This window comes from Actinomadura madurae (assembly GCF_900115095.1).
GTDB lineage: Bacteria > Actinomycetota > Actinomycetes > Streptosporangiales > Streptosporangiaceae > Spirillospora > Spirillospora madurae.
In genome coordinates this window covers 12,326-33,618 of the sequence record NZ_FOVH01000035.1, presented here as the reverse complement: position 1 = coordinate 33,618, position 21,293 = coordinate 12,326, and the positions used below count along the sequence as shown (strand labels likewise).

General features: G+C 70.9%; 21 protein-coding genes and 1 pseudogene. 15 read left to right on the top strand and 7 right to left on the bottom strand.

Features of this window, described 5'->3' with window-relative positions; genetic code table 11:
- Positions 1 to 588: pseudogene (locus BM339_RS46525) on the top strand (lysine 2,3-aminomutase); the annotation flags it as partial.
- Between the two features lie 43 nt (positions 589 to 631).
- On the opposite strand, the gene BM339_RS46520 reads toward BM339_RS46525, so the two are convergent.
- On the bottom strand, positions 632 to 1,801 hold the full coding sequence (locus BM339_RS46520; RefSeq protein WP_021597241.1) for an NAD(P)/FAD-dependent oxidoreductase: 1,170 nt from the start codon (positions 1,799 to 1,801) through the stop codon (positions 632 to 634).
- Between the two features lie 184 nt (positions 1,802 to 1,985).
- On the opposite strand from BM339_RS46520, the gene BM339_RS46515 reads away from it, so the two are divergent.
- From BM339_RS46515 to BM339_RS46505, 3 genes are all read left to right on the top strand, one after another.
- Positions 1,986 to 2,423, top strand: a complete 438-nt coding sequence (locus tag BM339_RS46515) for a hypothetical protein (RefSeq protein ID WP_021597242.1) — start codon at positions 1,986 to 1,988, stop codon at positions 2,421 to 2,423.
- A 127-nt stretch (positions 2,424 to 2,550) separates the two neighbouring features.
- Entirely contained in the window at positions 2,551 to 3,009 is a 459-nt protein-coding gene (locus BM339_RS46510; RefSeq protein ID WP_021597243.1) for a hypothetical protein, read from the top strand.
- Positions 3,010 to 3,588: 579 nt separating this feature from the next.
- Positions 3,589 to 4,821, top strand: a complete 1,233-nt coding sequence (locus BM339_RS46505; RefSeq protein WP_021597244.1) for an ATP-binding protein — start codon at positions 3,589 to 3,591, stop codon at positions 4,819 to 4,821.
- Between the two features lie 3 nt (positions 4,822 to 4,824).
- Here BM339_RS46505 and BM339_RS46500 read toward each other — a convergent pair whose 3' ends face one another.
- Complete coding sequence (locus tag BM339_RS46500) at positions 4,825 to 5,181, bottom strand: response regulator (RefSeq protein WP_021597245.1); 357 nt, start codon at positions 5,179 to 5,181, stop codon at positions 4,825 to 4,827.
- 253 nt (positions 5,182 to 5,434) lie between these two features.
- Between BM339_RS46500 and BM339_RS46495 the strand changes: the two genes are divergently transcribed.
- The gene (locus BM339_RS46495) at positions 5,435 to 6,145 is read left to right on the top strand and encodes a response regulator transcription factor (protein WP_075025004.1); all 711 of its coding nucleotides are present in this window, start codon (positions 5,435 to 5,437) and stop codon (positions 6,143 to 6,145) included.
- On the opposite strand, the gene BM339_RS46490 is transcribed toward BM339_RS46495, so the two are convergent.
- Positions 6,075 to 6,854, bottom strand: coding sequence for a hypothetical protein (locus tag BM339_RS46490; RefSeq protein WP_075025003.1), 780 nt, complete (start codon positions 6,852 to 6,854; stop codon positions 6,075 to 6,077). The genes BM339_RS46495 and BM339_RS46490 overlap by 71 nt on opposite strands.
- A gap of 535 nt (positions 6,855 to 7,389) precedes the next feature.
- On the opposite strand from BM339_RS46490, the gene BM339_RS46485 reads away from it, so the two are divergent.
- On the top strand, positions 7,390 to 8,265 hold the full coding sequence (locus BM339_RS46485) for a sigma-70 family RNA polymerase sigma factor (RefSeq protein WP_021597248.1): 876 nt from the start codon (positions 7,390 to 7,392) through the stop codon (positions 8,263 to 8,265).
- Between the two features lie 54 nt (positions 8,266 to 8,319).
- Complete coding sequence (locus tag BM339_RS46480) at positions 8,320 to 8,661, top strand: hypothetical protein (RefSeq protein ID WP_143118881.1); 342 nt, start codon at positions 8,320 to 8,322, stop codon at positions 8,659 to 8,661.
- Positions 8,662 to 8,761: 100 nt separating this feature from the next.
- On the opposite strand, the gene BM339_RS46475 is transcribed toward BM339_RS46480, so the two are convergent.
- Positions 8,762 to 9,220 (bottom strand): hypothetical protein, encoded by a 459-nt coding sequence (locus tag BM339_RS46475; RefSeq protein ID WP_024935849.1) that lies wholly within the window; start codon positions 9,218 to 9,220, stop codon positions 8,762 to 8,764.
- Positions 9,221 to 9,655: 435 nt separating this feature from the next.
- Between BM339_RS46475 and BM339_RS46470 the strand changes: the two genes are divergently transcribed.
- A complete protein-coding gene (locus BM339_RS46470; RefSeq protein WP_021597251.1) occupies positions 9,656 to 9,997 on the top strand; it encodes a VOC family protein in 342 nt (113 codons plus the stop codon).
- Here the strand turns inward: BM339_RS46470 and BM339_RS46465 are convergent.
- Both BM339_RS46465 and BM339_RS46460 read right to left on the bottom strand, forming a co-directional pair.
- Positions 9,994 to 10,824, bottom strand: a complete 831-nt coding sequence (locus BM339_RS46465) for a maleylpyruvate isomerase family mycothiol-dependent enzyme (RefSeq protein ID WP_075025002.1) — start codon at positions 10,822 to 10,824, stop codon at positions 9,994 to 9,996. The genes BM339_RS46470 and BM339_RS46465 overlap by 4 nt on opposite strands.
- A gap of 9 nt (positions 10,825 to 10,833) precedes the next feature.
- Positions 10,834 to 11,724, bottom strand: a complete 891-nt coding sequence (locus BM339_RS46460; protein ID WP_075025001.1) for an NAD(P)-dependent oxidoreductase — start codon at positions 11,722 to 11,724, stop codon at positions 10,834 to 10,836.
- 37 nt (positions 11,725 to 11,761) lie between these two features.
- Between BM339_RS46460 and BM339_RS46455 the strand changes: the two genes are divergently transcribed.
- Positions 11,762 to 12,112 carry a winged helix-turn-helix transcriptional regulator gene (locus BM339_RS46455; protein WP_024935850.1) on the top strand — a complete coding sequence of 117 codons (351 nt, stop codon included), beginning with the start codon at positions 11,762 to 11,764 and terminating at the stop codon, positions 12,110 to 12,112.
- 119 nt (positions 12,113 to 12,231) lie between these two features.
- Here BM339_RS46455 and BM339_RS46450 read toward each other — a convergent pair whose 3' ends face one another.
- Positions 12,232 to 12,621, bottom strand: a complete 390-nt coding sequence (locus tag BM339_RS46450; RefSeq protein ID WP_075025000.1) for a MerR family transcriptional regulator — start codon at positions 12,619 to 12,621, stop codon at positions 12,232 to 12,234.
- Positions 12,622 to 12,769: 148 nt separating this feature from the next.
- On the opposite strand from BM339_RS46450, the gene BM339_RS46445 reads away from it, so the two are divergent.
- From BM339_RS46445 to BM339_RS46420, 6 genes are all read left to right on the top strand, one after another.
- Entirely contained in the window at positions 12,770 to 14,158 is a 1,389-nt protein-coding gene (locus tag BM339_RS46445; RefSeq protein WP_075025006.1) for an FAD-binding oxidoreductase, read from the top strand.
- A complete protein-coding gene (locus BM339_RS46440; protein WP_075024999.1) occupies positions 14,155 to 15,705 on the top strand; it encodes an acetolactate synthase large subunit in 1,551 nt (516 codons plus the stop codon). The genes BM339_RS46445 and BM339_RS46440 overlap by 4 nt, the downstream gene beginning before the upstream one ends.
- Positions 15,706 to 15,783: 78 nt before the next feature.
- Entirely contained in the window at positions 15,784 to 16,932 is a 1,149-nt protein-coding gene (locus tag BM339_RS51050) for an RraA family protein (protein ID WP_075024998.1), read from the top strand.
- On the top strand, positions 16,929 to 18,125 hold the full coding sequence (locus tag BM339_RS46430) for a carboxymuconolactone decarboxylase family protein (RefSeq protein ID WP_143118880.1): 1,197 nt from the start codon (positions 16,929 to 16,931) through the stop codon (positions 18,123 to 18,125). The genes BM339_RS51050 and BM339_RS46430 overlap by 4 nt, the downstream gene beginning before the upstream one ends.
- Positions 18,126 to 18,156: 31 nt before the next feature.
- Positions 18,157 to 19,881: an IlvD/Edd family dehydratase gene (locus BM339_RS46425; protein WP_021594013.1), complete on the top strand. Its 1,725-nt coding sequence runs from the start codon at positions 18,157 to 18,159 to the stop codon at positions 19,879 to 19,881.
- Between the two features lie 26 nt (positions 19,882 to 19,907).
- Positions 19,908 to 21,269, top strand: coding sequence for an acyclic terpene utilization AtuA family protein (locus BM339_RS46420; protein WP_075024996.1), 1,362 nt, complete (start codon positions 19,908 to 19,910; stop codon positions 21,267 to 21,269).
- The last annotated feature ends 24 nt before the right edge of the window (positions 21,270 to 21,293 follow it).

Sequence of the window (21,293 nt, the reverse complement as noted above, 5' to 3'; positions counted from 1 at the left end):
AAGTTCGTCACCGATCCCGATGCCGAGCCGATGCTGCGGTTGTTCGAGCAGGTGGTGGAGTCGGGTAAGAACCTGGCGTTCATGGCGCACTTCACCCATCCGCGGGAGTTGGAGCCGCTGATGGTGACCGAGGCGTGCCGCCGGATCCGCGACACCGGCGCGGTGATCCGGACGCAGGCGCCGCTGATCCGCACGATCAACGATGATCCGGCGGTGTGGGAGGGCATGTGGCGGACCCAGACCCGGCTGGGGCTGGTGCCGTACTACATGTTCGTCGAGCGTGACACCGGCCCGCAGGACTACTTCGCGGTACCGCTGGCGCGGGCGTATGAGATCTTCCGGGACGCCTACAAGAACGTCTCGGGGCTGGCGCGGACGGTGCGGGGCCCGTCGATGTCGGCCACTCCCGGCAAGGTCTGCGTGGACGGTGTGGTGGAGGTGATGGGCCACAAGGTGTTGGCGTTGCATTTCATCCAGTGCCGCGACGCCGACCTGGTCGGCAAGCCCTTCTTCGCCCACTACGACCCCGACGCGGTCTGGCTGGACGACCTCAAACCCGCCTTCACCGACCGCTTCCCCTGGCAGTAGGCCTCGGCTGGTGGTCAAGCCGCGGCGCCTTGAGGGGCGGGTGTCAGAGCGGGCGGCCCAGGTGCCGGCGCCTGGCCGGGTACGGGCCGGTCAGGTACAGGGAGCGCACGGCCGCGAGGCGCACCCCCAGCTCCTTCGCCCACGCGGCCGGCCGGCCGGTGAAGAACAGGCGCCGCGGCGTGTCGTCGGGACGGACGAACTGGCACAGGCCGTCCCCGCGTCCGAGGCTCACGGTCTGCATGATGTACCCGAACCGGTGGCCGCGCGGGATCCGCCCGGTCAGCCGGTCGGCGATCGCGTCGGCGGCGGTCACCGCCATCGGGATCCCCGTGGCGCACGCCATGCGCAGCTCCCGCCCGCCGGGGCCGATCACCCGGGCCGCGTCGCCGATGACGTACAGGTCGGCGTCCGTCGTCGAGCGCTGGGTGTCGTCGACGAGCGCGCGCCCGTCGCCGTCCACCTCCAGGCCCGACTCGCGGGCGAGCGAGGGCACCGAGAAGCCCGCGTTCCAGATCACGGCGCCGGCCTCCACGCGGGTGCCGTCGACGAGCACCAGGCCGTCGGCGGTCACCTCCTTGACCTTGGCGTGCTCCCTGATCTCGACTTCGAGGGCCGACATGACGCGCCGCACGTGGGCGCGTCCGCCCTTCGACAGCCCGGGGCCGACCACCTCGCCCGACACCAGGCACACGCGCAGGTCCGGGTAGAACTCGGCGAGCTCGGCCGCCGTCTCGATCCCGGTCAGCCCGCCGCCGACGACGCAGACGCGGCGGCCGGACGCGGCGAGCTCGCGCAGCGCCTTGCTCGCGAAGGCCCGCGCGTGCTCGACGTCGGCCAGCGAGTACGCGTGGTCCGCCACGCCCGGCACGGTCTCGGTGTCGGCGCCGCTGCCGAGCGCGTACACCAGCGTGTCGTAGCCGATGACCCGCGAACGCTCCTCCGTCCGCAGCCTCACCTGCCTGGCCCGACGGTCGAGGGCGATCACCTCGCCGACGACGACCCTGACGCCGGTGCCGCGCACCATGCCGGCGAGGGTGCGGGTGGGCAGCCTCTGCCCGGTCGCCATCTGGTGGAGCCGGATGCGTTCCACGAAGTTCTCGTGGTCGTTGACGAGGGTGACCCGGACCTCGTCCCGGCGGACCTGCCGCGCGATGCGCTTCGCCGCCAGCAGTCCGGCGTAACCCCCGCCGATCACGAGCACGTGGTAAGCCATCCGCCTCCACCCTTCACGCATCGACGTACCAACGTGCTTACGACATCCAGGGCGATGAGGGGCGTGACATCGCGCAGGTGTGGCCTCAGTCACATCGGAGCGGCCGCCGGCGCGGGACCGGGAGTTGTCGTGGCGGAGGATTCCCGGACGGTCGGGCACCACAGGCCACGAGGGAAGAGACCTCATGATCGAGACAACTGCCACGGACCCGGTTCCCCCGGCACACGACGACGCCCGGTGGGTCGTCGCGCACGAACCCACGCTCGGGGCGGTGCGGGCCGCGGAGGGGCTTCTCCGCGCGGCCCTCCGAGGATGGGGGATACGGGACTTCAAGGTCATCGCCGCCGCGCAGGTCGCCGCCAGCGAACTGGCGGGCAGCGCCGTGCGCGACCGGCTGGACACGGGCCGTTCCGACGACCTCGACATCACGGTCCGGCTCGTGCGCAAGCGCGAGAAGTGCTACGTCAGGATCGAGGTCTCCCACACCGCTCCGGGGTGGCCGGACGAGAGCGACTGGTCCGCCAGGTTCACCGGCCTCGACCTGACTCCGGCGACGTTCGGCACCCGCCGCTCGGACGATTACGAAGGCATGTGGGCTGAAATAGACACCACCCCCGCATAGCCAGGCTAAGCAATTCCCCAGGGCAGGCCTATTCGATATCGGCTCTTGCCATCGCCGAACTCCCCCGGACGGTACCCACCGATGGGCACAGTGGCGTGCCCATCGAGGTGGACGGTCAAGGGGAACCATGATCTGGAATCTGATCGAGTCGCGGAAGGCGGGCGCCTCGGCGCGAAGGATGCTGTGGCTGGCCTTCTGGGGTGAACGGGCCCGTGGCTACGCCACGGCGGTCCGGATGCACATCCCCGAGGACGAGGTGGTCGCGGCGGTCAGGCGCGGCATCTCGCTGAGCGACTACATCCGAGCACGTGAAGCGGCCTCCCACACCGAGACGCTGGAGGCCCATGCCGCGGCCGGCGACCTCTTCGAGTACACGTGGCAGCGTGGATTCGGTCGTGCTCACCGTCCGGCGATGGACGCGGCCGAGGAGAAGCCGCTCTCCGAGAACGACCGCGAAGAGGTCGAGGCGGCACCGGACGCCGGCGCCCGCGAAACACTCCGCGAAGACCGCACGCGAACCCCGCTGGAGGAGAAGGTCTTCTCAGAGGTGCCAATTGAGGCTGTCTACGAACACCAGCCGCACTAGCATAGCCAGCCATCCGGAATCCTTCGCGTCCTTCTTGCTTAAATGGCCCGTCGCGATCCTCGCGATCGGTTAAATTTCAATTGACACGCCTCTTGACAATGGCCAGTCCCGTCCTGACCCCGCGGCAGGGACCGGCGGGAGCGAGGGCGTCGGAGCCAAGCGCACCGCCGCCTCGCCCCCAGAGGAAGCCACCACGAGTGGTCACCCCAGGTCAACGCAGTGAACCCGTCCCACGCCGCCCGTCCCCCATGGCACAATGACCGAGTCGACCAAGATCATTCTTAACCGACCGGGACGCCGAAACGGCGGCGTCCCCTCGCCCGCGGCCGCACCCCGCAGGCGGACCCATGGTCCCCGGACCAGGTCGTACGGGGTCCGCCGCGGGCCTCTCCCCCATACCTCAGAGAAACCGTCCCATCTGCAAGAGGGCTCCATGGCACATCAGCCGACGGTCCGCACAGCCAGCAGGCCCGCGTCCCGGGCAGTTCCCATCGTGACCTTCGCCGCCGTCCACCCCCCGCGCGGACGGCACCGGCCGGGCGGGATCCGGTGAGCGCACGGCGGCTCACGTCCCGGGCCATGAGCGCGGCGCTGTCCAGGCTGGGCAAGAGGATCGCCACGTTCTGGACGGGACCGTGGAGGGCGGACGAGCTGGAACGCGAACGCTCCAGGCTCAGCACCGTGATCGACCACTCCGACGTCGCGATCCTGGCCGTCGACGCGCGCGGCAAGGTCGTCACCTGGAACGCGGCGATGGCGGAGCTGACGGGCCTGCCCGGGTCGTCCGCCATGGGGAGGCGCGTCGACGACCTCTTCACGCTGACCGACGAGGACGGCGACGCGGTGAGCATCGCCGAGCGGCCCCGGGGCAGCGCCCGGCTGACCTCGACCGCCGGCCGCTCCCGCTGGGTGGAGTTCTCGTCCTCGGCCATGCCGGCCGGAACCGCGCCGAAGCTCCTGACCGCGGTGTTCGTCGACAAGTCCGCGAAGCGGCAGCTCGAATACACGCGGCACCTGGTGCTCGCCTCCATCCACCACGAACTGCACGGCCCGCTCACGATGATCCGCGGGCACGCCCAGCTGCTCGAACCGACCGTCTCCAACGAGTCCTCGGCCGAGTCGCTGGAGGCGATCGCCGAAGCGGTCGACATGATGCAGCACGTCATCGCCGACCTGGTCTCGCTCGTCGACGACGACCGGACGGAACGGCCGACCACGACGGCGGAGCCCACCGAGGTGAAGCCGCTGGTCCGCAGGACGCTGCTGAGCCTCCCGTCCGTGGGGGCGCGCACCGTCATCTCGGCGGAGCCGGACCTCGCCGTCATGGCCGACCCCGTGCATCTGCGGCAGTGCCTGCTCCTCCTGCTCAACAACGCCGAGAAGTACGCCCCCGAGGGGACGATCACCATCACCACGCGCAGGGACGGCACCCACGGCGTGATCGGCATCGCGGACGAGGGCCCGGGGATCCCGCCCGCCCGGCGCGATCTGGCCCTCAAGCCGTACTACCGGCTGCCCGCCACGCGGGACCTGCCCGGTTCCGGGCTGGGGCTGCACATCGCCGAGACGCTGATGACCACGATGAACGGCCGGATCGAGCTGGCGGACGCGCCGTCAGGCGGCCTCAAGGTCAGCCTGTGGCTGCCGCTGGCCACCGCGGGCAAGGCGGAGGAACCGCCGGCCAAGGCGCAGAGACCCGCGGCCAAGGCAGCGGAACCACCGGCCAAGGCGGAGAGACCCGCGGCCCCGGCGGAGAAGGACACGACGGGCAACGCGTCGTGGCGGGTAACGGTGGACGCCCGGCGGAACTGAGGATCAGTGATCCGTCAGCGAGGCCACGAGGGCCCTGAGCTCCCCGAGGTCGAACGGCTTGCCGAGGACGCGGGTCCGCACGCCGTCGTCCAGGTGGGCCGACGCCTGGGCGGAGGCGGTGACCACCAGCACCGGCAGCTCCGCCGTGCGGGCGTCGGCGCGGAGCCTGTCCAGGAGGTCGGCGCCGTCCATGTCGGGCAGCATCCGGTCGAGCACGACCAGGTCCGGCGCGGGCGCCTGGCTGAGCATCGTCCAGCCGTTCTCCCCGTCCTCGGCGAGGACCGGCTCGTGCCCGTCACGCTGCAAGACGGCACGGAGGAGCTGACCGACCCGGGAGTCCTCGACGATAAGCACCCGCACGTTTCGTCCTCTGTTCTGGAGGCGTCACGACGACACCGGCGTGACCGACGCGGACGTTACCAGTGCGCCGTCCCGCGCCCGGGCACCCCCCGCGCTGCAGAGCCGCCCAGAAACCCCGAAACGCCCCGGAACCGGCTAGACGCCGCGGATCGTCCAATGCCGACCGAAGAGTCGATCAAGACAGATGGAGGCGGCGCGTGACTGTTCGATCACCCCAAGCACATCAACCGTTCACCTGGATAACATGACTTGCGTGGCACGCGTACTGGTGGTGGACGACGATCCGCGGCTGGTGAAAGTGGTCGCGAACCTTCTCCGCAAGCACGAGTTCCAGGTGGAGTCGGTACCCAACGGCGAACTCGGCCGCCAGGCCCTGCGCCGCGGCGACATCGACATCGCCCTGCTGGACGTCAACCTCCCCGACGTCAACGGCCTTTCGCTGATCTTCCAGCTCCGCGAGGAGGGCAACACCACACCGATCATCCTGCTGACCGTCCGCACCGAGGTGCACGAGCAGGCGCTCGGGCTCCGCCTCGGCGGCGACGACTACATCGTCAAACCGTTCAACCCCGAGGTGCTGCTCGCCCGGATCGACGCCGTGCTGCGGCGCAGTGCCCCCAGCACCCCGAGCCGGACCGAGACCCCCCGCAACGAGCACCTGGAGATCCCGCCGGTCACGATCGACCTCACCGCCCGGCTGGCGTACAAGGACGGCATGCCGGTGCGGCTCGCCCCCCTGGAGTACGCCGTCCTGGAGTTCCTGGCGGTCAACCGCGGAAGGGCGGTCTCCAAGGAGGAGCTCATGCTGAGCGTGTGGGGCACCAGCCGGGGCGTGTCCCGGACCCTCGCCGAGCACATCTCGCGGCTGCGCCGCAAGCTCGGCGACGACCTGATCATGACCCAGACGGGATACGGCTACCTGATCCCCGCGCCTCCGGGGGATCGCGCAACCACAACTCAGTGACGAGGACGTCCTCGCGCTCGGTCCGCGACCACATCTGGTGGCCGTGGGCCTGCATCGCCGCCCGCCACCGGGCGAGCCCGAGCTCTCCGCCGATCCCCTGACCGGCCCTTGACGGCCACGGCAGCCCGACCCGCGCGACCGCCCGTTCGAGATCGGCCCGGTTCCGGTCCTTCGTGACCGACCGCACGGTGTGGACGGTGAACTCCTTCTGCCGCCGGACGTGCACACGCTGGCGGACGACCCCGAGCAGGGCCTCGTGGGTGCGCTTGGCGTCCGTGACGATCCGGTCCGCGCCCTCCTCCGGCCGCTGCGCCTCGGTCAGGTCGGCGAGCAGCCGGCCCAGCGCGTCGATGGCCGAGCCCAGCAGGACCGCGTCCTCGTTCGTGTCCCCCATCGCCGCGTGACCGAGCAGCTCGGTCGTCACCGCCGCGATGGTGAGCTCACCGGCCATCCGGTGGGCGAGCCCCCGGGTGAACCGGTCGTGCCAGCGCTGCGGGTCCGCCGGCCCGGGAGTCTTGAAGATCATGGCGGACGCCGGCGTCAGCGGGACCGCGGTGACGGCGCCGCAGGTGAACGTCGACTGCCAGCTCATCGCCTGCCCGGCGGTGATGAGCGACTCCTTGTCCAGGACCGCGCCCAGGTCGCCGGTCAGGTCATCCACCCGGCCGGGCGGGACGCCCGAGCGGGAATGCACGCACACGGGAAGCATCGGGTCGCGACACCTCAGCGAGCGGCCGTGTCGGGGCCGCCCGGGCACGGGTGCGCGGTGGCCGTCCTCCCGGCGGGCGGTGACTCGGGACCGGCATAGCTCATCGTTCGCACCGTAATGGTTCCTCTCGTCCTCTGGGAGGCGGGGACGCCGCCCGTCCTGAACCGCCGTCGGCGTCTTCCCCCCGCCCCCTCTAAGGTCCGTGCGCTCGTGAATCGGCAACCGTATCCGGTCATCCGACCGGGAACCTGGCCGAGATCGCACACCGCGGGCGCACCGGGCGCCCACCGCAGCCGCAACGGGCGTCCGATACAAGATCAATTTCAGATCAACGCGCTGGCGCCCCGGCGAAATTCCCGGAGGGCGGCCCGCCGCGGGGACATGGGGCGCCACCTCGGCATTCACCGCTCCGTGTCGCCTTCGTCTCCGTGCGTGCGCCGCGGAAACCGCCTCGGGGGCGCTGTCAACACGTGTCAAGACGCGGGCCCGTTTTGAGTGATCGTCAAGCGGCACAGCACACGAGCAGCCGAGGGAGATGGACATCGTGCACCCGCACCGCGACGGCCACCCCACCACCGACACGTACCAGAGCCACAACGACGATCTCTTCGAACGGCGCACCGCGCTCAAGGACCGGCTCGCCGCCCTGCACGCCGGGTCCGGCGCCGACCAGGCCGAGGTGCGCCGGGTGGAACGCGAGCTCGACGATCTCACCTACGAGATCATGATCGCGAACTACGGCCTGGTCAGGCAGTACGTCTCCATGTTCACCTCCAAGTCCAACGAGCACAGCCAGGACTTCGAGAGCGCCGGCAAGGTCGGGCTGCTGTGGGCCATCTCCTCCTACGATCCGGCCCGGGGCCCGTTCGCGAGCTGGGCGTTCAAGCCGATCCAGCGCGAGGTGCTGCGGGCCGTCCGGGACGCCGACTACCCGAACCTCAATCTCGGCGACTTCGAGAAGCGGCCGGTCATCCTGGCGGCGGAGCGGGCGCTGTGCGACGAGGCCGGGCCGGACGCCACCGTGGAGCACGCCGCCATCGCCCGCCGGGCGGGGGTGTCGGAGGCCCAGGTCCGCCGCGTCCTCGACGCGCCCCGGCTGGACAGCCTGCAGACCCCGCTGAGGTGCGAGGACGGCCACCCGGTCCAATGGGAGGACCGGCTGGCGGACTCCTCCTCAAGCCTTGAGGAGGAGGTGCTGCTCAGGCTGCACCTGGGCATCGTCACCCGCGAGGGCCTGCCGAACCTGGACGGCCGCGAACTGTACGTGCTGACCCGCCGCTTCGGGCTGGACGGCGAACCGGAGGAGTCGCTCCGCGTCATCGGCGAGCGCCTCGGGCTCTCCCGGGAGGGCGTCCGGCAGATCCAGCAGAAGGCGCTGGCCAAGCTGCACGAGCCGCTCGCCGCGGTCTGACGGCGGACGCGGCGCGTTGACACCCGGGACGTTCCACGCACGGTCAGAGGCACCATGGCAAAGATCAACGAAGACGGGACGATAGTCCGCGGCCCCGCCGGCGGAGTGACGGCCGGCGGCTACGACCAGGGCACCATCACCACCACCTACGGCCGTCTCACCGCCGTGTTCGGGCCCCCCGACATCGGCGCCTACCCGGACGACTACCGCGACCTGAACGTGGACGAGATCCGCTACGAGTGGCTCATCGACACGCCGGACGGGCCCGCCCAGATCCACGACTGGAAGACGGGTGACCGGGATCTGCGCAAGACCGGCGAACTCTACGAATGGCGGGTCGGCGGGCACGGACCCGGCGTGATGGGGTGGATCGAGAAGGCCGTCAAGAACGGCTGAAAGAAAGGCACTCGTGCGTCCCGCCCGGAGGCCGCGACCCGGGCGGGCTCGATCGAGCACGAGGCCGCGCAAGCGAATCACACGGCCCGCTGCCGGGCTTTCAGGCGCTCACCCGGCTCCCCTCCGGATCCCTCACCCGCCGCCGCAGCTCCCGCAGTTCGGCGCCGAACGCCTCGACCGTGTAGGTCGGCGCGGATATGCCGGCGTGAGGGAGCCCGAAGCCGGCGAGATGGCGCCGCGTCGCCTTCATCAGCAGGGAGGCTCCGATCCGTGTCTTGGCCAGATCCTCACTCGGACCGACGAGTACGGCGACCCCGCTGCGGGTCTGGTAGACCGCCGCATGGTCGTTGAGGATCTCGTCGAGCCGACCGGCCAGAAGGCATCGCGCCTGCACGGCGGCCTCGTCACCGAGCGCGGCGAGTTCCTTCACGTGGACGGCCGCCAGAGCCCAGTAGCCCGGAAGGTCACGGCCGAGCACCTGGTCCAAGGCGTCCTCGTCCGGCGGTTCGACGCTCACCCGCGGGCTCGGTTCCTCCTGTCCCCCCGCCACGATGTCCATCGAACGATTTTCGGTGGAATCGGGTCCCGACATGTGTTCTCCCATCTCCGGATTGCACGACGAACAACGCGCGACATCCAGAGGAAACCGTTCCGAGGAATCACCACATGGCAACTTCCGAACCGGCCTTGATCGGCGCCTCGCAGGGGCACGGCCACTCGGGGAAACACGTCTCGGATCGGAAGGTTGCAAACCCGGGCGGTCACGGACGGTCCTGGTTGGTGACTTCGCGATCGGAGGCGCACGATCGCGGGACACCGTGCCCCGCCCCGCCTCTGCGCTTTCCCCCGTGGCGCCGAGGCGGGGCCCTGCATCTCCTCCGGCAGGGTCGTCCGCCCGGACTCGACGAGGCCCGCTCCCGCGCGGTCGGCGATGAGTTTCCGGCATTTCCGTGGTCGAAACCGGTGACACATCGATCACGGACAGAAGGACGACATGTCACTCGATCTCTTCGCCGGAGTCCCCGTCACCGACTACCAGGCGGCGTTGCCGTGGTACGAGCGGTTCTTCGGCGGGAAGCCGTCATTCCTGCCGAACGACATCGAGGCGGTGTGGGAGGTGGCCGAGAACCGCTACATCTACATCGTCCAGGACCCGGAACGCGCGGGTAAGGCGCTCGTCATGTCGTTCGTCGACGACCTCGACGACCGGGTCGCCGGGCTCGCCGAGCGTGGCCTCGAACCCGCGGACCGCGAGACCTACGGCAACGGCGTCACCAAAGTGATCTACCGCGACCCGGAGGGCAACGAACTCAGCCTCGGCGGCCAGACCCGCTAGGCGACGATCGCGAGCAGCGCCGTCATGGCGCTGGTGAGCTCTGGGTCACCCTCCGAAGTCGACCGCCGGCGGGCCTCCTCCACGGTGATGCCTCTGGTCGCCAGGCGCCAGAAGGTGTCCTGATCCATCGCGACGAACGCGGCCGGCGCCCCTCGGGCGTCGGCCATACACCACCGCCCACCCTGCCGGACCACGGTCCACCGTCCGCCCGCCGGGCCGCGCACTTCCAGATGTGCCGTGCTGTTCTCGGGCCGGTCGTGCGTCCGCAACGTCTGCGGCAGGGCCCGCGCGAAGAGGTCCAGCACCGGAGCCATGAGGTCGGGTTCGACGGCGCCAGGAGCGGAGACCGCGTCGCGCACCTGCTGCTGGTGGACCCAGAACTCGGTGTAGTCGCGGCCGATGTCCAGCCAGGCGGGACTGTCGATGTCGGTGGCGGCCCATGAGACGTTCAGATCCGCGGTGGCCTTGAGGTCCCGAGCCGCCCACAGGGCATCGAGCCGCGGCCCCAGGTGATCCAGCAATTCGATCATCAGTCGCGGGCTGAGCTGCCGGGAGGCCCGGACGAACTCCTCGTTGGTCCGGGCCAGATAGGCGGGCAGCGTCTCGTCATCGGCGAAGACGGCTCCGGCGTGCCCGTCGCGGCTGCCCGACAGGCGGCGCATGTAGTCGTTGAGCACGTGCGCGACGACGTCGTGCACGTCCCAGCCGGGGCACACCGTCGGCGCGGCCCAGTCGGCGGGGGCCAGGCCGCCGAGCAGGTCGAGCAGCGCCCGCCGTTCGCGGGGGAACAGTGGACGGACGTCGACGGCCGGCCCAAAGATCACCATGGGGCGACCCTATCCGCGGGCTTCCATCGACTCGACGATGCGGATGAATCCGGACGTGCCGTGTCCGCGCTCGATGACGCGGCGCGCCATCTCGTCCGCCGCGCGCATCATGCGCGCGTCGATGCCGTGGGCTTCGGACGTCTCGATGATGTGGGCCATGGACGACGCCGCGGACGTGATCGGGTTGCCCTCGCCGGAGAACCCGCCGCCGGCCACGTCCTCCGCGGTCTGCTCGAAGATCGGCGGCAGGATGGCGCCGATGCCCTTGGCGAACGGCGCCAGCTCGCGTGCGCCGATGCCCTCGGCACCGGCCAGGGCCAGCGCGTGGGCGTAGCCGGCCATCGCCGTCCAGAAGATGTCGAGCAGCGCGACGTCGTAGGCCGCCGCCCGCCCGATGTCCTCGCCCAGGTGGGTGTGGCCGCCTCCCAGGGCGTCCAGGACGGGACGATGCGCCCGGTACAGCTCGTCCGGGCCGCTGTGGAGGAACACCGCGTCGGGCGTGCCGATGGTCGTGGTCGGCGTCATGATCGCCCCGTCCAGGTACCCGATGCCGTGCTCGGCGGCCCAGGCCGCGGTGCTCCGGGCCCGGTCCGGGGTGTCGGCGGTCAGGTTCACCAGGGCGCGGCCTTTGAGGGCCGTGGTCACCGCGGCGCGGCGCACGATCGCGTCCACCGCATCGCCGTTGACCACGCAGACGACGGTCACCCCGCTCGCGGCGACCGCGGCTTCGGGCGACTCCGCGCGGGTCGCGCCCCGCTCGACCAGGTCCCGGTCCTTGCCCGGCGTCCGGTTCCAGACGGTGGTCGGCACGCCGGCGTCCAGGAAGGCGCCGGCCAGGGCCCGGCCCATCGGCCCGAGACCGAGCACCGTGACGGCAGACTGTTCGTTGTACGAGGGCATGGCTCAACTCCTGCGTTAGTGCGAATGGGGATGGACGATGACGCGCAGCCGCGCTCAGGATCCGAATGTCTGCGGAGTGACCGCCGCCATCGCCGTGATCGATGGCAAATGGAAGACGCTTCTGCTCTGGCTCCTGGAATCGCGCCCGCACCGTCCCGGCGAGCTGCGCCGGCGGTTGCCCGGTCTCACCGAGAAGGTGCTGACTCAGGCGCTCCGGGAGATGGAGAGCGACGGGCTGGTCCATCGCGAGGTGCACGACGAGCGCCCGCTGAAGACCGTGTACTCGTTGACTCCGTTCGGCCGCGACCTCTCCGAAGCGCTGGAGCCGCTCTCCGAATGGGGCCACCGCCGCCTGGAGAGACTGGCCGCTTCCGAGCCGGCCTCCTGATGCACCGCCACGCCTCCGTCCGTGTCCGGGGGCCGTCCGACCGCCCATGACCCAGCCTCACGCCACCGCGTCCGACCTGCAAGTACCCACAAAAAGGTGGCCACCGCCGCCCGCCCGCTTCAGCCTCTCCCGCCGGCCTGCTCCAGGCGATCGGTCAGAAGGCTCTGGAAATGCGGGCACGTCATGATGTCGTCGTGCGGGCAGTCGCCCTCGATCATGTGGAGTGCGGCCTGCGCCCGCGCGATCCGTGTCAGCAGCCGCTCGCGGTGCCGGGCCACCACCTCGCGGCGGGCCGGTGCGGACCGGGCGGCCAGCATCGTCCGGATGTCCGCGAGCTCGAAGCCCGCCTCCTTCGCGATCAGGATCGCCGCCACCCGGCGCAGGTCCGCGTCGGTGTAGCGGCGGCGGTCGCCCGCGCGGGCCGGTGCCAGCAGCCCTTCCGCCTCCCAGTAGCGCAGCACGTGCGCCGGAAGCCCGAACCGGGCCGCCACCTCGCCGATTGACTTCATGTCGGCATTAAGTCGCACATCGCCAACCATGTCCACACTCCCCAGGCCGGCGGGTCCCCCGCTTGGGGGAGAGGTGTCCCCGGGCGGGGGGACGATCCGCCGCGACACCGCTTCCTAATCTCGGTCCAATGGCCGAGGAGGAATGGCGATGAGCGGTGTTGCGGCGCAATTCGCGAATATCGTCGGGGACGCGAATCTGCTGACAGGCGCGGCGATCCCCGAGGACTACGCGCACGACGAGGCCCTGCGGGTCGCCCCTCGGCGTCCCGCCTACCTGGCGAAGCCGGGAAGCGCCGAGGAGGTCGCGGGGCTGCTCAGGGCCGCGGGCGAGCACGGCGTGCCGGTCACCGCGCGGGGCTCGGGCACCGGGCTCTCGGGGGCCGCGCGGCCGCGGGAGAACGGCCTGGTGATCTCGTTCGAGCGGATGAACGCCGTGCTGGAGGTCGACACCGCCAACCACGTCGCCGTGGTCCAGCCGGGCGTCACGCTGTCCGACCTGGACGCGCGGACGGCCGAGGCCGGGCTCGGGTACACCGTCCACCCCGGCGAGCTGAGCGCGAGCGTCGGCGGCAACGTCGGGACGAACGCCGGCGGGATGCGCGCGGTCAAGTACGGCGTCACGCGGCACCACGTCGTCGGGCTGGAGGCGGTGCTGCCGACCGGAGAGATCATCCGGACCGGCGGCAAGATCTCGAAGGTCTCGACCGGCTACGACCTGACCCAGCTGATCATCGGCTCCGAGGGCACGCTCGCGATCGCGACCGAGATCATCGTGCGGCTCCACCCGCGCCTGCCGCACGGCGCGACGGTGCTCGCCCCGTTCGCGACCTTCGACGAGGTGCTGACCGCCGTCCCGAAGATCGTCTCCAGCGGGCTCGAACCGCACATCCTCGAATACCTCGACACCCTGACGCTCACCGCGATCAGCGACCACGTGCGGCTCAACCTCGGAATGCCCGCGGACGTCCGCGACTCCGCGGAGGCGTACCTGGTGGTGGCGCTGGAGGACCGCGACGGCGACCGGCTGCAGGACGACATCGGCGAGCTCGGCGGCCTGCTCGACGCCCTCGGCGCGCTGGACGTCTACGTCCTCGAAGGCGGCTCGGCCCGCAGGCTCATCGAGGCGCGCGAGAAGTCGTTCTGGACGGCCAAGGCGTTCGGCGCCGACGACGTCATCGACGTGGTGGTCCCGCGGGCCGCGATGCCGGAGTTCCTGCGCCGGACCAAGCGGCTCGCGGAGCCGTACGGGGCGAGCGTGGCCGGGTGCGGGCACGCCGGCGACGGCAACGTCCACCTCGCCGTCTTCTGCGAGGACCCGGACGAGCGGAGGAAGCTGCTGACCGGCGTCTTCGCGCTGGGCATGGAACTGGGCGGCGCGATCTCCGGCGAGCATGGTCTCGGCCGGACGAAGTCCGGGTACTTCCTGGAACTGGAGGACCCGGCGAAGATCGCGCTGATGCGGCGCATCAAGGCGACCTTCGACCCGGCCGGGATCCTCAACCCGGGTCTGCTTTCCGACGAGGAGGCCGCCAGGTGAACGGCGCGCAGTCACTGATCCGCACGCTCGCGGACGCAGGCGTGGAGGTGTGCTTCGCCAATCCCGGCACCTCGGAGATGCACTTCGTCGCCGCGCTCGACTCCGTCCCCGGGATGCGGGGCGTGCTCGGCCTGTTCGAGGGGGTCGTCACCGGCGCCGCGGACGGCTACGCGCGGATCGCCGGGAAGCCGGCCGCGACGCTGCTGCACCTCGGCCCGGGTCTCGGCAACGGGCTGGCGAACCTGCACAACGCGCGCCGCGCGCGCACCCCGATCGTCAACGTGGTCGGCGACCACGCGACCTACCACCGGCGCTACGACGCGCCGCTCGACTCCGACATCGAGGCCGTGGCCGGCTCGCTCGAAGGCTGGGTCCGCCGGTCCGAGCACGCGAAGGACGTCGGCGCCGACGCCGCCGCGGCGGTCGCGGCCGCCCAGGACGCGCCCGGGCGCATCGCGACGCTGCTCCTCCCGGCCGACGCGTCCTGGGGCGAGGGCGGCGAGACCGCCGCTCCCGTCCCGCCGCGCGGCCCCCGGGCCGTCGACGCGACCACCGTGCGGGACGTCGCCGGGGTGCTGACCGGCGGCGAGCCGGTGGCACTGATCACCGGCGGCGACGCCTGCCGCGAGGCCGGGCTGCGCGCGACCGGCCGGATCGCCGCCGCGACCGGCGCGCGGGCGTTCGCCGAGACGTTCCCTGCGCGGCTCGAACGCGGCGCGGGCCTGCCGGCGATCGAGCGGCTCGGCTACCTCGGCGAGCAGGTCGCGCAGCAGCTCGACGGGGTCGCGCACGTGGTCGTCGCCGGGGCGAAGGCGCCCGCCTCGTTCTTCGCCTACCCGGGCAGGCCGAGCGACCTGGTGCCCGAGGGCGCGCGGGTTCACGTACTGGCGGAACCCGGGCAGGACGTCCCGCGCGCGTTGGCCGACCTCGCCGACCTGGTCGCCGCCGGAACCGAGCCGGTGCTTCAGGAGCCCTCCCGTCCCGCGCTGCCGTCCGGGCCGCTGACCCTGCAGAACTGGGCCGAGGTGATCGGCGCGCTGCTCCCCGAGCGCGCGATCATCGCGGACGAGGCGAACACCTCCGGGCTGGCGCTGCCCGCCGCGACCGCGGGCGCGCCGCGGCACGACGTGCTGACCCTGACCGGGGGCGCGATCGGCTTCGGCATGCCCGTCGCGACCGGCGCGGCCGTCGCCGCGCCGGACCGGCCGGTGATCGACCTGCAGTCCGACGGCAGCGCGATGTACACGATCTCGGCGCTGTGGACGCAGGCGCGGGAGGACCTCGACGTCACCACGGTCCTGCTGAACAACGGCGCCTACGCCATCCTGCGGCTGGAGCTGCAGCGGGTCGGGGCGGACGGCGGCCCCAAGGCGGCCGAGCTGCTCGACCTGTCCCGGCCGGAGATCGACTTCGTCGGGATCGCCGAAGGCATGGGCGTTCCCGCGACGCGGGCGACGACCGCGGAGGAGCTGGCCGAGCAGTTCCGGCGGGCGCTGGCCGAGCCCGGCCCGCACCTGATCGATGCGATCGTCCCGCCGCTGCTCTGACGGCGCCGGCCACCCGATGTCCCCCGGGCGACGAGCCCGGGCGCGATCACCACCTCCCACCCGACCGGAGGAGCAAGCATGTCCGAACATGTCCACATCTGCGAGCAACTCGCCGGCCGGGACACCCCCGCGCTCAGCAACGCCCTGCGCCGCACCGAGGCCGGCGCCGACGGGCAGGCGTACACCGACGGCTCGCTCCGCCGGATCGCCGGGGGACGTTTCCTGGGCACCGCCGTCACCGCCACGATGCGGGCGAGCGAACCGGGCGACGACGCGGTACCCGTCGCCGAGCTGCACCGGGCCGTGCTCGCCGCCGAGGGACCGGTCGTCGTCGTGGTCCAGGACCTCGACGAGGTGCCCGGCGCCGGGGCGTCCCTCGGCGAGGTCAACGGGACGCTGCTGGCCGCGCCGGCGATCTCCGGGTTCGTGACCAACGGGCGGGTGCGGGACGAGCCGGACCTGCGCGCGATGGGTTTCGCCGTGCACGCGGCCGGTCTGTGCGTCGCCCGCGCCCACATGCGGCTCACCGCGATCGGGGTACCGGTGCGGGTCGGCGGCCTCGACGTGGAACCCGGCGACCTCCTGCACGGCGACCAGCACGGCGTCCTGCGCGTCCCCCGCGCCGTCGCCCCCCACGACCGGCCGCTGACGCCGGCCGAGCCGCGCGCCGCGGTGGCCGGCGCCGACGCGGTGATCACGACGCTCAACGACCGGATCGGACCGGCCGTCCTCGACGCGGCCGGGCCGCGGCTGCGCGTGGTGGCGGACACGGCCACCGGCCACGACAACCTCGACGTCGCCGCGATCACCGCGCGCGGCGCGGTCGCCACGAACACCCCGGGCGTGCTGGTCGACGCGACCGCCGACCTGACGATGGCGCTGCTGCCTGACGTGACCCGGCGGGTGGGCGAGGGCGACCGGCTGATCCGGTCCGGCTCGCCGTGGTCGTGGGACATCGGGTTCATGCTCGGCACGGGGCCGCAGGGACGGCGGCTCGGCATCGTGGGGATGGGCGCCATCGGCCGGGCGGTGGCCGCGCGTGCACCCCGGTCTGCTCGGGCTCGACAACGTCGTGCTCGCACCCCACCTCGGCTCCGCCACCACCGAGACCCGGACCCGGATGGCCGAGGTCGCGGTGGAGAACGTCGTCTCCGTCCTGACCGGCGGCGGACCGGTCACCCCGATCCACCTGCCCTGATAACGCCCTCTTTTTGGGAGAACCGATGACGCAATATCCGACCCGCGTTTCGCCAGTCGACCTGGACGGCCTTTCCGGCCGTCAGGAGGCCGTGCGCATCAAGATGGGGCCGTACGGGGAGAGCGGCACCTCCACCATGATGAAGACCTTCCTCAACTATCCCGAGTTCGCCCGTTCCATCGGACGGATCGGCACGCGCGTCACCCTGACCGGCGACCTGCCGCCGCGCCTCGCCGGACTCGCCTCCCTGCGCACGGCCTGGCTGTGCGACAGCGAATACCTGTGGTCGCACATTCGCGAGCGATGCCTGGAGATCGGCCTCAACGAGGACGAACTAGCCGAGGTGGCCGCCGGCGTCTCGGGTGGCGGGCTGAGCGGCATGGACAGGCACATCGTCGAGGCGATCGACGAATTGCACCGGACGCATTACCTGAATGACGAGAAGTGGTATCGGATCGGCCGGCTCGGGCCGAACGCGCTCATGGACATCATGACGACCTACGGCTTCTTCGTCTCGCTCGCGGCCGCCGTCAACAGCATGGGCGTGCCGTTGGAGGACGGCCTCACCGGTTGGGGCGCGGTGCGTGACGTGGCGGACCACGAAGGCGACCGGAACCTCAAGGCCCCGCGCAGCCTGCCCAAACGCGTCTTCGAGGCCGACTACGCGAACCTGAGCCCGCGGCAGATCGAGCAGGCGAACCGCATGGGCCGCCGCGGCAAACCGAGCACGTCGAAGCTGCAGAAGGCGATGATCAACTACCCGGAGTTCCTCCAGGCGATCTCCCCCTTCGGCAAGCGCGCCATCGACGACACCTGCCTCCCGCCGCGCGTGTGGCAGCTCGCCTGCATGCGCACGGTCTGGCTGTGCGACAGCGAATACCTGTGGTCGCAGCACCGCAAGGCGAGCCTGAAACTCGGCGTCACGGACGAGGACCTTCTCGGCGTCGCCGAAGGCCCCGAGAGTTCACGGCTGGAGAGTTTCGACCGCGTGGTCGTCAGCACCGTCGACGACATGTACCACCGGAACCGCATATCGGACGAGAACTGGAAGCAGTTCGACCAGTTCGGTCCCGAAGGCGTCACCGATCTCATCCTCGTTTACGGGCTCTACGTCCTCCAGTCCTGCGTCGCACGCAATTTCGGCACGACCTTGGAAGAGGGATCGGTCGGTTACCTGCCCGAGCTCGACCGGTTCCGCGACGGGCAGCAGCGCACGCTCTGAGACGAGCCGAACTGAGACGAGGCGGAGGACAATGGACGACACATCTGATCGCCGGTCGCAGGACTGGTTCGGCGGCCGAGGCGCGAAGGGCTTCGCGCATCGGAGCTGGGTGCGAAGCCGCGGCGTGCCGGAGGACCACTTCGACGGCAGGCCCGTCATCGGCATCTGCAACACCTGGTCCGAGCTGACCTCCTGCAACTCCCACTTCCGCGAGCTGGCGCAGCACGTCCGGGAGGGGATCCTGGAGGCGGGCGGCGTCCCGATGGAGTTCCCCGTCATCTCGACGGGCGAGACGCTGACCCGTCCCACCGCCATGCTGCTGCGCAACCTCTGCAGCATGGACGTCGAGGAGACCCTGCGCGCCAACCCGCTCGACGGGGTGGTGCTGATGATGGGCTGCGACAAGACGACCCCCGGACTGCTGATGGGGGCCGCCAGCGTGAACCTGCCGACGATCGGCGTGTCGGCGGGGCCGATGCTCAACGGCAGCTTCCGCGGCAGGCCCTTCGGGATCAAGGACGTCTGGAACCTCTCGGCGGACCTGCGCGCGGGCCGGGCGACGGTCGCGGACGTGGAGGAGGCCGAGTCCTGCCTCAACCGCACCGTCGGCGTCTGCAACGTCATGGGCACCGGGTCGACGATGGCGGCGATGGTGGAGGCGATGGGCGTCGGCCTGCCGGGCAACGCCGCGATCCCCGCCGTCGACGCCCGGCGCCGGGTGCTCGCGCGCATGGCGGGGCGCCGCGTCGTCGACATGGTCCGCGAGGACCTCACGCTCGACCGGCTGATGACCCGCGCGGCGTTCGAGAACGCGATCAAGGTCAACGCCGCGATCGGGGGCTCGACCAACGCCGTCATCCACCTGACCGCGGTGGCGCGGCGGATGGAGGTGCCGCTGTCCATCGAGGACTGGCACCGGATCGGCAGGGACATTCCCACGCTGCTCAACATCCAGCCGTCCGGCGACCACCTGATGCAGGACTTCCACGAGGCCGGCGGCCTGCCGGTGATCATCCGGGACCTGTGCGAGGCCGGCCTGCTGGACGGCGGCGCGCTGACCGCGTCCGGCCGCACGCTCGCGGAGAGCAACGCCGGCGCCGTGTGCCACGACCGTGACGTGATCTTCAGCGTGGCGGAGCCGTTCAAGTCGCACTCGGGGATCGCGGTCCTGCGCGGCAACCTGTGCCCGGACGGCGCCGTCATCAAGCCGTCCGCCGCGGAGCCGCGGCTGCTCAAGCACCGGGGCCGGGCCGTCGTCTTCGAGAACCAGGACGACCTGAACGAGCGCGTCGACGATCCCGGTCTCGACATCGACGCGGACTCGGTCATGGTCCTGAAGAACTGCGGCCCCAAGGGCTTTCCCGGCATGCCGGAGCTCGGCATGATGCCCATTCCGGCGAAGCTGCTGGCCCAGGGCGTCACGGACATGGTGCGCATCTCCGACGCGCGGATGAGCGGTACCTCGTTCGGCGCGGTCGTCCTGCACGTGTCCCCCGAAGCGGCCGCCGGCGGCGCGCTGGACGTGGTCCGGAATGGCGACGTCATCGAACTCGACGTGGCCGAGCGCCGGCTCGATCTGCTCATCTCCGACGACGAACTGCGGGAGCGGCTCGAAGCGCGGGAAATCCCCGAACCGAAGGCCACGCGGGGTTACGCGAAGCTCTACATCGACACCGTGAACCAGGCGCACGACGGGTGCGATCTGGATTTCCTCGTCGGCAAGACAGGCAGCGCCGTCCCACCCAACCAGCACTGATTCCTCCCGATGGAAAGGACGTCGGCATGAGCACGTCAATCAAGGTCTATGTGCCGCAAGGTTCACTGGGCGTCGGCCTCTTCCCGGAGGAGATCGACCTCGCCCTCGCACGCGACCCCGACGCGATCTCACTGGACGCGGGGTCGACGGACAGCGGCGCGGCCTATCTCGCCAAGGGCATGTCCAAGAACGACCGCAACTCCGTGAAAAGGGACCTGGAACTGCTGATGCACGCCCAGCGGACCGCGGAGATCCCGCTGCTGATCGGCACGGCCGGGCAGGCGGGCGGCGACCTGAACGTCGACTGGACGCGGGACATCGTCCTGGAGATCGCCAAGGAGAAGGGGTACTCGCCGAAGATCGCGCTGCTCTACTCGGAGCAGTCGCCGGAGATCGTCAAGCGGAAGCTCGCCGAGGGCCGGATCTCCAACCTGCCGCCGCTCGGCGACCTCGACGAGGCGCGGATCGACCGCTGCCTGCACATCGTCGCCCTGATGGGGCCCGAGCCCTACTTCGCCGCGCTGGAGGCCGGCGCCGACATCATCATCGGCGGGCGCGCCTCCGATCCGGCGGTCATCGCCGCCTACCCGCTGTGGAAGGGCGCGCCCGCCGGCCCGTCCTGGCACGCCGGCAAGATCGCCGAGTGCGGCGGCCAGGCCACGTCGGCGAAGACCGGCCAGCGCGGGGTGCTGATCGAGATCGGCGCGGACGGCTTCGACGTCGAGCCGGTGGACCCGCGGTTCAAGGCCACGGTGAACGGCATCTCGGGGCACTTCCTCTACGAGAACAAGAACCCGTGGCGGCTGACCGAGCCGGGCGGCGAGCTCGACGTGACGGGCTGCGAGTACGTCCAGCTGACCGAGTCGAAGGTGCGGGTGACCGGCTCGGAGTGGATTCCGCGGCCGTACACGATGAAGCTGGAAGGCGCCTCTGGGAACCTCTTCCAGACCATCATGATCGTCGGGATCGCCGATCCCGACGTGCTGGCCGACCCCCAGACGTTCCACGACAAGATGCTGTTCACGATGACCGAACGGGCGAAGTCGGCCACCGGTCTCGACGAGGGCGACTTCCACATCTCCCTGCGCATGTACGGCTACAACGGGGTGAGCGGCATGCCGCCGGCTCCGGGCTCGGTGCCCCTCGAAATCGGCCTGATGGGCGTCATCACGGCCAAGACGCAGGAACTCGCGAGCGAGATGGCGAAAGCCTGCAACCCGTACTTCTTCCACATGCCCATCCGGATGGGAATGGAGCTGCCCAGTTACGGCTGGGCGTTCACGCCCGGCGACATCGACCGCGGCCCCGTCTACCAGTACGAGCTGAACCATGTGGTCAGCCTCGACGATCCGCTGGAACTCGTCCGCTTCGAAATGATCGACGCCTGAAGAACCGAGAGAGAGAAGGTGGCC